At 64.3% G+C, this 14,146-nt stretch carries 13 protein-coding genes; 8 read left to right on the forward strand and 5 right to left on the reverse strand.

All coding sequences use genetic code 11. The features are described from left to right. Positions 1-6 precede the first annotated feature (6 nt). The 3 genes from ABIC75_RS03015 to ABIC75_RS03025 form a co-directional block, all read right to left on the reverse strand. Positions 7-318, reverse strand: coding sequence for a YkgJ family cysteine cluster protein (locus tag ABIC75_RS03015; RefSeq protein WP_354012373.1), 312 nt, complete (start codon positions 316-318; stop codon positions 7-9). Continuing rightward, the gene (locus tag ABIC75_RS03020; RefSeq protein WP_354012374.1) at positions 315-986 is read right to left on the reverse strand and encodes a class I SAM-dependent methyltransferase; all 672 of its coding nucleotides are present in this window, start codon (positions 984-986) and stop codon (positions 315-317) included. The genes ABIC75_RS03015 and ABIC75_RS03020 overlap by 4 nt, the downstream gene beginning before the upstream one ends. Positions 987-1,215: 229 nt before the next feature. Then, positions 1,216-2,103, reverse strand: coding sequence for an EamA family transporter (locus ABIC75_RS03025; protein WP_354012375.1), 888 nt, complete (start codon positions 2,101-2,103; stop codon positions 1,216-1,218). Positions 2,104-2,389: 286 nt separating this feature from the next. Here ABIC75_RS03025 and ABIC75_RS03030 point away from each other — a divergent pair, with 286 nt between their 5' ends. Further along, positions 2,390-3,061, forward strand: a complete 672-nt coding sequence (locus ABIC75_RS03030; RefSeq protein ID WP_354012376.1) for a DUF2076 family protein — start codon at positions 2,390-2,392, stop codon at positions 3,059-3,061. 65 nt (positions 3,062-3,126) lie between these two features. Here the strand turns inward: ABIC75_RS03030 and ABIC75_RS03035 are convergent, their stop codons facing one another. After that, positions 3,127-3,852 carry a tetratricopeptide repeat protein gene (locus ABIC75_RS03035; protein WP_354012377.1) on the reverse strand — a complete coding sequence of 242 codons (726 nt, stop codon included), beginning with the start codon at positions 3,850-3,852 and terminating at the stop codon, positions 3,127-3,129. 679 nt (positions 3,853-4,531) lie between these two features. Between ABIC75_RS03035 and tviB the strand changes: the two genes are divergently transcribed. The 5 genes from tviB (at position 4,532) to ABIC75_RS03060 (ending at position 10,962) form a co-directional block, all read left to right on the forward strand. Beyond that, complete coding sequence (gene tviB, locus ABIC75_RS03040) at positions 4,532-5,809, forward strand: Vi polysaccharide biosynthesis UDP-N-acetylglucosamine C-6 dehydrogenase TviB (protein ID WP_354012378.1); 1,278 nt, start codon at positions 4,532-4,534, stop codon at positions 5,807-5,809. A gap of 12 nt (positions 5,810-5,821) precedes the next feature. Further along, positions 5,822-6,832, forward strand: coding sequence for an NAD-dependent epimerase (locus ABIC75_RS03045; RefSeq protein WP_354012379.1), 1,011 nt, complete (start codon positions 5,822-5,824; stop codon positions 6,830-6,832). A 103-nt stretch (positions 6,833-6,935) separates the two neighbouring features. Next, the gene (locus ABIC75_RS03050) at positions 6,936-8,597 is read left to right on the forward strand and encodes a GMC oxidoreductase (protein WP_354012380.1); all 1,662 of its coding nucleotides are present in this window, start codon (positions 6,936-6,938) and stop codon (positions 8,595-8,597) included. A gap of 33 nt (positions 8,598-8,630) precedes the next feature. Then, on the forward strand, positions 8,631-9,374 hold the full coding sequence (locus ABIC75_RS03055; RefSeq protein ID WP_354012381.1) for a 4'-phosphopantetheinyl transferase family protein: 744 nt from the start codon (positions 8,631-8,633) through the stop codon (positions 9,372-9,374). 187 nt (positions 9,375-9,561) lie between these two features. Continuing rightward, the gene (locus ABIC75_RS03060) at positions 9,562-10,962 is read left to right on the forward strand and encodes a TIGR03013 family XrtA/PEP-CTERM system glycosyltransferase (RefSeq protein WP_354012382.1); all 1,401 of its coding nucleotides are present in this window, start codon (positions 9,562-9,564) and stop codon (positions 10,960-10,962) included. A gap of 106 nt (positions 10,963-11,068) precedes the next feature. Here ABIC75_RS03060 and ABIC75_RS03065 read toward each other — a convergent pair whose 3' ends face one another. Then, a complete protein-coding gene (locus ABIC75_RS03065) occupies positions 11,069-11,818 on the reverse strand; it encodes a J domain-containing protein (protein WP_354012383.1) in 750 nt (249 codons plus the stop codon). A 275-nt stretch (positions 11,819-12,093) separates the two neighbouring features. Here ABIC75_RS03065 and ABIC75_RS03070 point away from each other — a divergent pair, with 275 nt between their 5' ends. Next, on the forward strand, positions 12,094-12,825 hold the full coding sequence (locus ABIC75_RS03070) for a hypothetical protein (protein ID WP_354012384.1): 732 nt from the start codon (positions 12,094-12,096) through the stop codon (positions 12,823-12,825). A 391-nt stretch (positions 12,826-13,216) separates the two neighbouring features. Then, positions 13,217-14,134 (forward strand): lysine-specific demethylase, encoded by a 918-nt coding sequence (locus ABIC75_RS03075; protein ID WP_354012385.1) that lies wholly within the window; start codon positions 13,217-13,219, stop codon positions 14,132-14,134. Positions 14,135-14,146 lie beyond the last annotated feature (12 nt).

The raw sequence follows: 14,146 nt of genomic DNA on the forward strand, positions 1-14,146 counted from the left end.
CTATCGCTACCGAGCTGCGGAAGCGCGTTCTTCGACATAGTCGGCACGCACCGCCTTGCAATACGGGCCATTCATCACGAAGCGGCGACACACCGAAGGCCGGCTTTCGTAAATGCCGCAATTCATGCGCGTGCTGTTGATGGCCACGCACCAGCCATCCTCATCGTGTTTCATCACGTGCAGCCCGTTGGGCAAATGCGTGGTGAGATGGGAAGGAATCTTGTCTTCCGGTTGCAGAACCACGGTAAGGCGACAACACACGGCGTCGCACGTGGCGCAGCCGGAAGCCTTTTTCGCAGCAGTACGCAGCTCTGTCATGACACCACCGGTTTGCTGGCGCGGGAGTAATAAAGCAGATGGCCGCGATATGGCGGCGCGTCCTGGTCGTCCATGGGACAACGCGTTTCCGTCAGTTCAAAGCCCTGCTCCGCCAGCAGACGACTGAAGCGCGCGCTATGGCCGCGCCCCGGATCGGTGACGATAATCTCGGCATTGGACGCCGCGTGGCGTTCCACAACGGCGGCGAGCAACGGCGAATGCGCGGGCTCGTAGAGAACATCGCTGGCAATGATCAACTCGAAGTGGCCCAGCGTCGGCAGCGGAATATCCCAGCGCAGCTGGCGATAGTGCACCGAAGGCAATTCGTTGAGCGCGGAGTTGTATGCGAGAAATGGTTCGGAAAGCGGATGCATGTCCGAAGCCACCACATCCGCGCCTCGACGCTGCAATACGAGGCTGGCCAGCCCGATCCCACAACCCAGTTCGAGGATGCGCTTGCCGGCGATGTCGAAGCGATGCATCGCCTGCGCAAGCAGCCGTCCGGACGGCCAGATCTGGCCGAACAGGCTCCATTGCGCGGAAGAAATGCCCAGTCGTGCGCTATGGCCGTCCTGGTCGGAAAACTGTTGCTTGTCGCTGAGAACGCGCAAGCGATACACGTGCCCCCCAACGGGAACACGTTCGTGACGAGTGGAATAACCTGGCATGGATGCTCCCAGGGGCGTCCCCGAAACACCGGGGCACATGTGAAAGGGAGCGAAGCGTGTGGCTGCCGTGACCACACATCACGCGCGAGGCGAGAAAGTACTTGCAACGCGATGCTACACCATTGTTACGGGGCAAATGTGACGGGTCCGTTCCGATCAAGGGCATTGAGATGGAGTCAGCGAATTGGCCGCGCGGTGCATACGCCACGCCTCGCAACGTTTGCGCGATTCAATTCGCCAGCGGCGGTTCGACCACTTCGGGTCGTCGCACGCTCAACGCCGTGCCCGCTGCCGCCACGATGATGGCGACGATCGCGAGCCATTGCAGCGCGCTCAGTCGCTCACCCAGCAACGCGACACCGGCAACCGCCGCCACGGCAGGCTCCAGGCTCAACAAAGTGCTGAAAGTGCGTGCAGGCAAGCGCGTGAGCGCCATCATCTCCAGCGAATAAGGCAGCGCCGAACTGAGCAGCGCCACACCCAGCGCGTAAGGCAGCAAGGCGGGCGACACCAATGTAGTGCCTGCATGTGCCACACCGAAGGGAATCGCCAGCAAGGCGCCGATGGATGTGCCCCAGGTCACCGCGTCTGCGCCATGCGCATCACCTGCCCGCCTGCCGAACACGATGTAGAGCGCCCAGCCCAGCCCGGCCGCCAGCGCATACATCACGCCAACCGGATCGAGTGCCTGCGCCGTTCCGCGCAAGGGCAGCAATAGCGCAAGACCCACGATAACCAGCGCAATCCACACAAAATCGACCAGGCGTCGCGAACTGAACACCGCCAAGGCCAGCGGACCGGTGAATTCCAGTGCCACGGCGATGCCGAGCGGGATCGTCCGCAGCGACATGTAGAACACCAGGTTCATCGCGCCCATGGAAAGCCCGTACGCCCATAGCGCACGCCAATGCGGACGATCGCCCAGCCGGCGCCACGGACGACGCCATAGCAGCAGGATCAGCGCACTGAGTCCCAGTCGATACGCCGTCGCGCCCTGCGCGCCAACCGTCGGAAACAGATGCTTGGCCAATGAGGCACCGCACTGATACGACACCATGCTGATTAACAGCACGCCAATCGCCAGTGCGACCGGGCCAATCGTGGAACGTGGGGACATGGGGCCATCGCAATGGAACAGTGGCGACATGATGCCTGCAGGCTCTTGCGATGCCCACCATGCAAAGCGGGCTATCCGCACGATTGCTGACAACACCCGTCAGCAGTGGCGCGGCCCGCGTGGCATGAGGCCATCGAAAGAGCTTGCGCATTCGCTGACTGCAAGGAAAACGACAGCGGCATGGCCCTTGATGTCACGCGAGGCGGGCACACTTTTGGCACTGCACGCCGAAGAAAACGACCGCCACAGTGCTCGTCATCCGCCGTCTCTTGGAGATTTGCTCGTCATGACACCGCAAGAACAACAGCTACTCGATGATTTTCTCCAGCGCCTTGCCGCCGCCGGAAGCGTGATGAAGGACCCGCAGGCCGACGCACTGATCCGCCAGCGACTGGCAACCCAGCCGGACGCGCTCTATCTGCTGGTGCAGCGCAGCCTGTTGCAGCAGCAGGCGCTCGATGCCGCCAAGGCGCAGATCGCGCAATTGCAGGCCCAGCTCGCGTCGCAGCAGGGCGGCGGCAGCTTCCTCGGCGGCCAGCCCTCGGCCTGGGGCGCTGTACCTCCGCCCGTTCCGCCGCAGCAGCCCATGCCCCAACAGGCCGCGCCGGGCTGGCGTGACCGCCTCTTCGGCAGCGCACCGGCACAACCTGCCGCGGCCGCGCCGAGCTTTCTCTCGCAAGCGGCAACGACCGCCGCGGGCGTCGCGGGCGGCATGTTCCTGTTCGATGGCATCGAGAACCTGCTGGGCGGCCACCATGGTGGCGGCTTCTTCGGCGGCGGTGGCCAGCCGACGGTGATCGAGAACATCACCGAGAACAACACCTACAACGACGACAACAACGACCGCCTCAGCGACCATCGCGATCGCGATGACTTCGCCTCCAACAACGACTTCTCGTCATCCAGTGATTTCGACGACAGCAACGATGGCGGATTCGACGACAACGGCTGGGCATAACCCAGAGCGTTGAATTCACGCCTCACCCGCGAAGCGCACCCGGTCCAAGGACGGGGTGCGTTTTTTTATGCCGACGTGGACGTGGTTGCCGCCAGCGTTCGCAGTTCCGCATGCTGCGAGTGGCGCAATTCTTCCCGCAACGCCTCGACGAAATACGCCGGCGCCGTGGCAAGCACGTGGCGCAGCAGATCGCAGGCTTCCTCGATGCGCCCCTGCTCGGTAAGTACGGAAGCCCAACTGCACTGGCCACGGTAGTCGCCCTTTTCCGCGGAACGGCGATACAGCTCGCGGGCGCGCTCCGCGTTGGGCTCCGTTTCCCAGCCGTGCTCGTGGTATTGCCCGAGGAAATGCATGGCGCGGCCGTGCCCGGCTTCCGCCGCGCGCGTGAACCAGTGGAATGCCGCCGCGCGATCGGCGCTCACGCCGCGCCCGTTGGCAAGCGCATGCGCGTAGTTGTACATGCCCCACTCCGAACCATGCTCCGCCGATTCCCGATACCACACGGCGGCGAGTGCGTGATCGACAACACCACCCCAGCCGTTTTCCAGGCAGCGACCCAGCATGTTCATGGCGAGCGATTCGCCCTGGTGCGCCGCGTGCTGGAACCAATAGCGCGCTTCCGCTGCGTCGCGCTCGCAACCAATACCCTCGAGGAACATCTGGCCCAAGGCCAGCTGCGATGCACGGTCGCCGGACAGCGCCTGTACCTGCACCATGCCGAACGCACGTGAGGGATCGCGTCGCAGCAGTTGCGGAAAGTCGTCGTTGTTCTTGGCGGATGCGTGCGTCATGGTTGCCTGATCGGTACCTACCGGAAGCGCGCTGGCGGTACGCGCCCCGATCAACATCGCCGCGACCCTATCAGAAACCGGAGCTGGTGGTGAGAAGGCCGGGGCACGTCCTGGCGCGGACGTGTCTGGCGTGGATCCCCGCCCCCCGAGGCCTGCGCACTGGCCATCCGGCGGATAGGCGGGCGGGCCGGCCGTGTGGCCCCCTCGCGGACCAACGCCAGTCGGCCCGCATGAAAACGACCTCTGACCCGCTCGCCGATAGCGGTCGAAAACAGAGTCCAGGCCAAGGTCATGTTCTGCATGGCGCGACATTGACAATATTGAGAACGATTCGCAATATCCCGCAGGAACAAGACAGGCACGCTCGCCACAACCACGGCTCGGCGGCCGCGGCATGCTCGCGCTGCCGTCGCACCCTCGCCCGTTTTCCATCGGTCGCCGCGCAAGCGGTGAGCCCGGTCACATCGCTACCTACGCCATCCGATAAGCATCCTCTGGCCTAGCGGAAAACCAGGGCGACCCTGCTAGCCTTTTGCCCGCTGCAACGGTTCAACCGATTCACGCGAATCGCCGCGCGCATGCATCAACAGGGGCTGCACGTTTCGTTCTCCAACAGGTGATCCATCGGATACCCTGCGAGTCGAATCCACGCCTCGCCCACGGACAGCGGAAGAACGGCATGCAAAATCTGGAAGACACCAAGCTCGCCATCATTGGACTCGGCTACGTCGGCCTGCCCCTGGCCGTGGAATTCGGCAAGCACTACGACGCCGTCGGCTTCGACATCAACCAGCGTCGCATCGACGAGTTGAGCACCGGCGTGGACCACACGCTGGAAGTGAACAGCGACGAGTTGGCCGAAGCCAAGCGGCTGCGCTTCAGCTCGCAGCTGGCGGACCTGGCCGACCGCAACGTGTACATCGTCACGGTGCCCACGCCCATCGACTCGGCCAAGCGCCCCGACCTCACGCCGCTCATCCGCGCGAGCGAAACGCTGGCCAAGGTGCTCAAGCGCGGCGACATCGTGGTGTACGAATCCACGGTGTATCCCGGCTGCACCGAGGAAGTGTGCGTGCCGCTGCTGGAGAAAGGCTCAGGCTTGGTGTTCAACCGCGACTTCTTCGCGGGCTACAGCCCCGAGCGCATCAACCCGGGCGACAGGCAGCACCGCGTCACCAGCATTCTCAAGGTCACCTCGGGTTCCACGCCGGACACCGCCGATTTCGTGGACCGCCTGTACGGCTCGATCATCACCGCCGGCACGCACAAGGCCAGTTCGCTGAAAGTGGCCGAAGCGGCGAAAGTCATCGAGAACACCCAGCGCGACCTCAACATCGCACTGGTCAACGACTTGTCCATCCTGTTCAACAAGCTCGGCATCGATACCCTGGAAGTGCTGCAGGCCGCTGGCACCAAGTGGAACTTCCTGCCGTTCCGGCCGGGGCTGGTAGGTGGCCACTGCATCAGCGTCGACCCCTACTACCTGACGCACAAGGCGCAGGAAGTGGGCCACCATCCGGACGTGATCCTCGCCGGTCGTCGCACCAACGACAGCATGGGCCCGTACGTGGCCAGCGAAGTCATCCGCCTGATGGTGCGCAAGGGCATCAACCCGGTGCGCGCGCGCATCCTGGTGCTCGGCCTGGCCTTCAAGGAAAACTGCCCCGACCTGCGCAACACGCGCGTGGTCGACATCGTGCATGCGCTGCGTGGCTACAACGCCGAGGTCGATGTGCACGACCCCTGGGTCAACGTGGCCGAGGCCGAGCACGAATATGCATTGAAGCCTATCGACACGCCGAATAACGGCGACTATGACGCGGTAATCATTGCTGTAGGCCATCGTCAGTTCACGACGCTGGGCGCCACGGGCATCCGCGCGTTCGGCAAGCCCTCGTCGGTAGTCTATGACGTGAAATATGTCCTTCCGCGCGAAGCGGTCGACGGTCGTCTCTAAGGAACAAGTGTCATGAAAGTGCTGGTTACAGGTACTGCGGGTTTCATCGGCTCCCACGTGGCCCAGCGTCTGCTGGAACGCGGCGACGAAGTGGTGGGCCTGGACAACCTCAACGACTACTACGACGTCACGCTGAAGAAGGCGCGCCTCGCGCGCTTCGCCGACAAGCCCGGCTACACGCACATCCACGCCGACCTGGCCGATCGCGCGGCGATGGAGAGAACGTTTGCCGAACACCGGCCGCAACGCGTCGTCCATCTCGCCGCGCAGGCCGGCGTGCGTTACGCCGCCCAGAACCCGCACGTCTACACCAGCAGCAACGTCACCGGATTCCTGCATATCCTGGAGGGTTGCCGCCACCACGGCGTGGAGCATCTCGTGTTCGCCTCCACCAGCTCGGTGTACGGCGCCAACACGTCGATGCCGTTCTCCGAACACAAGTCTGCCGAGCATCCGCTCACGCTCTACGCCGCCACCAAGAAGGCGAACGAGCAGATGGCGCACAGCTATGCGCACCTGTACGGCATTCCCAGCACGGGCCTGCGCTTTTTCACCGTGTACGGTCCGTGGGGCCGCCCGGACATGGCGCTGTTTCTTTTCACGCGCGCCATCCTCGCCGGCGAACCGATCCGCGTGTTCAACCATGGCAAGCACAAGCGCAGCTTCACCTACGTGGACGACATCGTCGAAGGCGTCATCCGCACGCTCGACAAGGTGCCGCCCATCGACGAACGCTGGGACAGCAACCAACCCGATCCTGCAACCAGCGGCGTGGCGCCCTATCGCCTGTTCAACATCGGCAACGAACGTCCCGTGGAGTTGCTGCAATACATCGAAGTGCTCGAATCGTGCCTCGGCCGCAAGGCCATCATGGAGATGCTGCCGCTGCAGCCGGGCGATGTTCCCGACACCGAAGCCGATGTAACGGACCTGATACAGACCGTTGGCTATAGGCCGCAGGTGTCGGTAGAAACCGGGGTAGCCAACTTTGTACGCTGGTACCGGGAGTACTACCGCGTGTGATCGACTAAGGCCACCACCAGTCCGGAGCGACTGCGCGTTGCGCCACGGACCTGATCCACGAATAACACCGTTGTGAAGAACGTGGATCCCGAAGGGGGTTGGTGTGATCATCGACTACTTGAGTGGTGCGCATCCCGCGGATGTGGAAGCCGATCTGTGTATCGTCGGCGCCGGCGCCGCGGGCATCGCCATTGCTCACAGTTTCATCGGCACGTCCGTGCGCGTCTGCCTGCTCGAAAGCGGCGGCCTGAGCGGCGAGCAGCGCAGCCAGGCGTTGTACGAAGGCAGCTCGGCCGGCCAGATGGAATTCGATCCGGGCACGTCGCGCATGCGCGTGTTCGGCGGCAGTTGCAACCTGTGGGGCGGCGGCTGCATTCCGCTAAGCAGCGACGATTTCAAGCAGCGCGACTGGGTGCCGCACAGCGGCTGGCCTATCGACTACGAGGAACTGGAGCCCTACTACGCACGCGCCCGTTCGTTCTGCCAGCTGGGTGATATCGGCTTCACCGAAGGCAGCTTCACCGCGCCCACCGCGCGGCCGGTGCTGCCCTTCGACGATGACAAGCTGGTGAACCAGTTGTTCGCGCGCTGCGGCATCCTGTTTGGCGAAGCCTATCGCGACATCCTGGATCGCGCGCCGAACATCACCGTGCTGCTGCACGCGAACCTGCTGGAACTCATGCCCTCGCCCGATGGCGCGCACGTGCAGGAAGCGGTGATCGGCTCGCTCGGCGGACACCGCAGCAAGGTGCGCGCCCGCCAGTACGTGCTGGCTTCCGGCGGCATCGAGAACGCGCGCCTGCTGTTGCTCTCCAACTCGGTGATCCCGCAGGGACTGGGCAACCAGCGCGACATGGTCGGCCGTTACTTCATGGATCACCCCAGCGGCACCATCGGCACGCTGACCACCGACGATCCCGAGCGCGTCACGCGTCCCTATGAACGCGTGCGTGGCAAGAACGCGCCGCAGTCGTTTCCGGAGATTGCGCTGTCGCCTGACTACCAGCGCTCGCAACGCGTGTTGAATGGCCGCGTGCATCCGTTCGGCGTGGAGGGGCCGCTTCCTCGCGGCATCCGAGCCCTGCGTGAACTGCGCACCGTCATGCGCAAGACCGTGCGGGACGAAAACGCCCTGCTGGAGGCCCGGCTCTCCGAGGCGCTACGCAACGCGCCTGCGGGCGAAGCGATCGCGGTACCCAACAGCATCGGCCTCACGGCGTTGAAGCTCGGCCTGGGCATCGGCGACATCGCCAAGGCGATGGTCTACAAACTCACCGACCGTCCCACCGTGAGCAACAGCCACGTCGAACTGGTGGGTTATTTCGAACAGGCGCCCAATCCCGACAGCCGCATCACGCTCGGCGATGAAACCGATGCGCTCGGCCAGCGCATGGTCCGTGTCGACTGGCAGCTCACGCCGCTGGACCGTCACACCTATCGCACCTCGGCCACGCTGTTCGGCAACGAGCTGGCGCGATCGTGCAACGGCCAATTCGAACTGGCCGAGTGGCTGGCCGATGAAAGCGGCACCAGGCCCGAGGTCCACGGCACGGCGCATCACATGGGTACGACGCGCATGTCCGACGATCCTGCCCAAGGCGTGGTCGACCGCGACTGCCGCGTGCACGGCATGGCCAACCTGCACATCGCAGGCAGTTCGGTCTTTCCCACGGGAGGCTGGGCGTTTCCCACCTTCACCATCGTGGCCCTCAGCCTCAGGCTCGCCGACGAACTGCGCGGACTGCTGATGGCCGGCTTCCTCTAACCCTGCCGACGAGACAACGGAATGCAAGCGGCCATGCTCCACAAGGCAACCTTTTCCCGTTTTACGCACCGCGTGGCGGCATCGCTGCGCGCCTGCGGCTTTGCGCCACCGACCGCCGACGAAGCACGCGTGATCGTGTTCGACAGCGCGCCCTGGTGGCCATTGCGCAGCGATGCGGCCAGCCTGCTTTCGCCGCACGAAGCAGCGCGCGCGGCGCGCTTTCGCCATGCGCTCGACCATGACACCTACACCATCGCGCACGCGTTCTGGCGCGTCGCGCTCGGCATCGCCATGAACATCGACCCGGCGCTGGTGGTGTTGTCGCGCGCACCCGATGGACAGCCGCAGCTTCCCGGCACCGGCTTCGCCACCAGCCTCAGCCACAGCGGCACCATGGTGGCCGTGGCGATTGCCCGGGGTGCGGCCGTAGGCGTGGACATCGAAGGCTTTCCACCGCGCACGAACCTGCAGGACATTGCCAGCGTGCTCTGCTCCGCCGCGGAAGCGCAGGCCATGGCAACGCTGGATGGCGAGGCGCGTACGCGCTTCTTGCTCGAACTGTGGACGCGCAAGGAGGCCTTGCTCAAGGCCTTTGGCGTCGGCCTGCGGGTGGCACCGTCCACCATCGATGCAAACATCGACGTCGCCATTGAGCCTCCCGTCAACACGGCGGGCGCAACGGCCTGTCGCCTTGCCACTCTGGCTATGCCAGTCGGCTGGCTGGGTGCGCTGGCGGTAGCGCAAGACATCAAAGGGCATTCGCTGCATCACGTCTGACGCGACGTGCTTGCGCGCCGTCGCGCATGCAAGGATGCGCATGCACATCGACTTGTAACACCCCTGAGACAGCCGAACAGGCTGTGCCGTCGGTCCGCCGTAAGTTGCATCGACATGCGCGAACGCGCCGCGATAGCCTCATTGCGCCACAGGACCGTGGCCACACTCGGGGAAGTAGGGGGATCGGATGCTTCGTTTTCTGCGCCGGCAATCGATGCGTTGGCTAGCCCTGCTCGGCATCTGCGAGCTGATGTTGCTGGCCATGTCGCTGACGCTTGCCACCTATATTCGCTACGCGCACAACGCGGACGAACTCGCCGAGTTCACCGTACACCTGCCCGAGCGCTCGATGGTGTTTGCCTCGATCATCGTGATCGGCATGATCGCGCTCGGCCAGTACCAGGCGCATATCCGCATGACGCGGTTCGGGCTGGTTGCTCGTCAGGTCGTCGCCTTTGTGCTGGGCGGCATCCTGCTGGCGATCGGCTATTACGTGGTGCCGCAGGCCTATGTCGGCCGCGGCGTGCTGGCCATCGCCCTGCTGCTGGGCTTCATCCTCGTGCTTGGGATTCGCCTGCTGTTCCTGCAGCTGGTGGAAGTCGAAGCGCTGAAGCGTCGCGTGCTGATCCTCGGCGCAGGCCATCGCGCCGCGCAGATCCACAACCAGATGCGTCGCCGCACCGATCGCCGCGGCTTCTGCGTGGTCGGTTACGTGCCGCGCATCGACGAAACGGTGGCCGTACCGGAAGATCACCTCATTCGTACCAACCTGCCCCTGCACGTACTGGTGCAGCGCCAACAGATCGACGAAGTGGTAGTGGGCGTGGACGACCGCCGCGGCCACATGCCGATGGATGACCTGCTCGAATGCCGCCAGATGGGCATCACCATCACCGACCTTACCTCGTTCTTCGAACGCGAATCCGGCCGCCTGCAGCTCACCATTCTCGACCCGTCGTGGCTGGTGTTCTCCGGAGGCTTCAACGCCACGCCGCTGCGCCAGTTGAGCAAGCGCTGCTTCGACCTGGGCGCCGCGGCATTGCTCCTGATTCTGTGCTGGCCGCTGATGCTGCTCGAAGCGCTGGCCATCATGATCGAATCCGGCGTTGGCCAGCCCATCCTCTATCGCCAGGAACGCGTGGGCGCGCACGGCCGCACCTTCCTGTTGCTGAAATTCCGCAGCATGCGCACCGATGCCGAGCGCGATGGCATCGCTCGCTGGGCCGCCAAGAACGATGATCGCGTCACCCGCGTGGGACGCATCAGCCGCAAGCTGCGCGTCGATGAACTGCCGCAACTGTGGAACGTGTTGAAGGGCGACATGAGCATCGTCGGCCCGCGCCCGGAACGCCCGCAGTTCGTGGCGGACCTGGCCACGCAGATTCGCTACTACAGCCTTCGCCATTGCCTGAAGCCCGGCCTCGCCGGCTGGGCGCAGCTGAGCTATCCGTATGGCGCCACGGTGGAAGAAGCCGCGGAAAAACTGAAGTACGACCTGTTCTACGTAAAGAACCACAACCTGCTGCTGGATCTGCTCATCCTTATCCAGACTGTGGAAGTGGTGCTGTTCGGCCGTGGGGCGCGCTGAACGTCATTGACCGCACTGGCCGCCGGGTGGTGGAAGCGCACGATGCGATCTGGCCTACCAACAGATCCCTTTGTGGCAGCCGCCTGGCGACCAGTGCGGTCTCGCGTTATCGCGCGGGGTCGGCCACGGCATGTGCTTCGGTATGCAGGGGATGCAGCGGTGAACTGTGCCACTCCACCACTTCCTCATGATCGAAGCGAATCCACGATGGGCCGTATTCCCAGAGATCGCCATGCATGACCAGCGGCTCGCCTTCGAGCGCACGCACGTCGTCGGCCGACATGCCCACGTGCAGCACCACGCCTTCGACAACGCCCTCATGCGACACGCTGCCCGCACCCGCCTGAATGGGCGTGTCGTCATCCGCCATGCCGCTGGACGACGTCAGCGACGCCGTATGCATGGCCCAACCCAGCGCACCCAACGCCACGATCACCAACAGCACGGCAACGCGAGCGTGCGGACGATGCGCAACGTGCGAAGGTTCATGTCCTGCCGACGCGGAGAACGGCGCACCGCGGCGTGCAGCAAAAGGATCGGGCATCTCGCGCACCGTGCCGGACAGGTCACGGCCACCCGCGTTTGCACCAGGCGAAGCGGTTTGCGCTGCACCGGGCAAGCGCCCGTAACGCCGGTGAAACTCCATGGCCGCCCCGTACTGCGCATTGAGCCGTTGCAGGCGCGATGCCGCGCGTGCGTCGACGGGACGTCCCTGCTGGCGATCGGGATGAAGCGCGGCAACGTGACGCCGATACGCCTGCTTGAGTTCGTCCAGCCCACAGCCAGGATTCAGGCCGAGACGCCGGTACAGGTCGAGGAAATCGGTCTCGTGCGTCACCACCGTCCCCCAAACCATGGCGTCGAACCGCTTGAAAACAAGGCTGGCACGTGGATCTCGTCCATCGCCTTGCTACACCGTTTGGCCGTCCATTCAACGGCTATCCGAGCTTGACACGACATATGCCTAATCACAATATCGACCTATTGCGACAGGAGAATGCACGCATGCACGCCGGTTTCTCCTTGTTATCCGTTCGTTCGCCCCGCGCACGCCGGAGCTTGCTCGCCCTGTTGCTTGCGATGGCCCTGCCCGCCAGCGCATCCGCCGCCATCGACGATGGGGTGCCGCCCATGCAGACCCCGCCTACGCTTGGCGCACACACCATGCTCAACCAGTCCGAGGGAGATGGCAGCTCGCCCGCCGTCACCTCCGGCATCCATACGCAGGACAACGGCAGTTCGCTGCTGGTGCTGGTGGCCGGCCATGCGGACAACGACGCCGAGCCTACCGACAGCTACGGCAACACGTGGAAACGCGTGGGCGATCCGGTCACCTATAACGGCTACGACGGCCGCTTCAACGCGCGTGCCTATATCGCCATCGGCGCCCACGGTGGCAAGCGTCACACCGTGCAGGTGCTCAAGGCCGGTTCGCCAAATGGCGAAATCACCATTCCATTCATCGAAATTGCGCATGCCGGCAAGCTGCAGGACGTGGCGCAGAACTACCCCACGCCCGGCGTGACGGCACGCGCCGCCAACAAGCTGTCGCGTGCCTGGCAAGGCATGATGGGCGGCAGCGACACCACCAGCACGCTGCTTACCAGCGGCACCGTCACCACCACCGGCCCGGCCACGCTCGTGGCGGTGTGGCTGGGTGAGGCGTACATCTACAACATGAGCGCCGTGCCTGGCGACGGCTTCAAGGTGATCGACAGCTATCTGCACCTGCCGCCCAACAGCGGCGTGCAATGCGCCGTGGCCATCAAACAGGTGGACAAGGCCGGCACCTATTCCGTCACCTGGAACGGTTCGCCAGCGCAGGGCGCGATCCTCTGGCTGTTCGCCTTCCAGGCACCCTGACACCATCGCAACAGCCGCACCTGTAACAGGTGTGTATCACTTTGCGACGCAACCATCGCCGTGCCTTCTGTTGCCCAGGCATGCAGTGTCGCTGCATCGCGCCGTGGCTATCCCTAACAGCCTATTCCGGTCGGGCCTGTGCAACGCAATTCGTTGCGTTCCCCTGCTGCTTAGGGCGTATTCACACAAAAACGCCTGCGACGGAGACTAAGCGCGTTCCGATGTATCACCGCAGTTGCATGACAACACGTCGGAACACGGCCCGGGGGAACGACATCGAGACATGATCGGATCGGCTTACGGTCCGCGCTGCAGAAACAGCGATCGTCGGCCACCGGATGGATGAGACGTCGCTGCCACGCGAACCACGCTTGTTCAGGGGGAGAAAACCATGAGCGCCGATGCCGACCGGCTGATTGAGGTGGACTGGGGCACCTTTGATCCATGGCGTATCCAAGCGGTGCGTCACCGCCTGATGGATCACCCGCTGCTGCAACTTCCTTCGCTGGTGGAACTGAGCAAGCGCCTGGAATCGCGCGGCCGCGTGCGCACGCACAGCAGCGACGCCACGCCGGGCACGCCGTTCAACACCGCGCCCAAACTGCACCCCAACCACATGACGGCCGCGAGCACGCTGCAGCAGATCGAGCAGGCCAAGGCGTGGATGTCGCTGTTGAACGTGCAGACGGATGACACCTATCGCACCCTCGTCGACGACGTGCTCGACGACGTGAAGCCAGGCGTCGACCGCGTGGACCCGGGCATGTGCTATCGCGGCGGCTGGATCTTCATCACCTCGCCGAACACCGTCACGCCGTTCCATTTCGACAAGGAACACAACTTCATCCTGCAGGTGAGCGGTCGCAAGACCATCTACGTGTGGGACCACCGCGACACCGTCGCCGCCAGCGAAGAAGCGCGCGACCGCTTCCACGCCTGCCACGAACGCGACCGCCTGCACTGGGACGAAAGCCTGCGCGCACGCGCCACCGTGTTCCATCTCGAACCGGGCCAGGGCGCGTACATGCCCTCCACCAGCCCGCACATGGTGGAGAACGGCGACAACGCCTCCGTCACCATCAGCTTCACCTACTACACGCACGCCACGCGCCGCGACAGCCTGCTGCACGCAGCGCACGAGCGCATGCGCGGATGGGGCATGCATCCACCTGCGGTGGGGCAGAACGCCCTGCTCGATTTCCTGTTGCACGCGGGTTTCCGCACCGCCATCGACTCGCGCGAATGGCTGCGTCGCTCGCTCGGCAAGCAGCCCTATACGGATGGCGCGGCCTATGCCATCGCCGGTTGATTGATCGCGCGA

Origin of the sequence: Dyella japonica, from assembly GCF_040545895.1 — a bacterium.
GTDB classification, from domain to species: Bacteria; Pseudomonadota; Gammaproteobacteria; order Xanthomonadales; family Rhodanobacteraceae; genus Dyella; species Dyella japonica_D.

Coding starts and splice junctions, on each gene's coding strand:
- ABIC75_RS03015 (WP_354012373.1), bottom strand. CDS start 318: ATGACAGAGCTGCGTACTGCTGCGAAAAAGGCTTCCGGCTGCGCCACG.
- ABIC75_RS03020 (WP_354012374.1), bottom strand. CDS start 986: ATGCCAGGTTATTCCACTCGTCACGAACGTGTTCCCGTTGGGGGGCAC.
- ABIC75_RS03025 (WP_354012375.1), bottom strand. CDS start 2,103: ATGTCCCCACGTTCCACGATTGGCCCGGTCGCACTGGCGATTGGCGTG.
- ABIC75_RS03030 (WP_354012376.1), top strand. CDS start 2,390: ATGACACCGCAAGAACAACAGCTACTCGATGATTTTCTCCAGCGCCTT.
- ABIC75_RS03035 (WP_354012377.1), bottom strand. CDS start 3,852: ATGACGCACGCATCCGCCAAGAACAACGACGACTTTCCGCAACTGCTG.
- tviB (WP_354012378.1), top strand. CDS start 4,532: ATGCAAAATCTGGAAGACACCAAGCTCGCCATCATTGGACTCGGCTAC.
- ABIC75_RS03045 (WP_354012379.1), top strand. CDS start 5,822: ATGAAAGTGCTGGTTACAGGTACTGCGGGTTTCATCGGCTCCCACGTG.
- ABIC75_RS03055 (WP_354012381.1), top strand. CDS start 8,631: ATGCTCCACAAGGCAACCTTTTCCCGTTTTACGCACCGCGTGGCGGCA.
- ABIC75_RS03060 (WP_354012382.1), top strand. CDS start 9,562: ATGCTTCGTTTTCTGCGCCGGCAATCGATGCGTTGGCTAGCCCTGCTC.
- ABIC75_RS03065 (WP_354012383.1), bottom strand. CDS start 11,818: ATGGTTTGGGGGACGGTGGTGACGCACGAGACCGATTTCCTCGACCTG.
- ABIC75_RS03070 (WP_354012384.1), top strand. CDS start 12,094: ATGCAGACCCCGCCTACGCTTGGCGCACACACCATGCTCAACCAGTCC.
- ABIC75_RS03075 (WP_354012385.1), top strand. CDS start 13,217: ATGAGCGCCGATGCCGACCGGCTGATTGAGGTGGACTGGGGCACCTTT.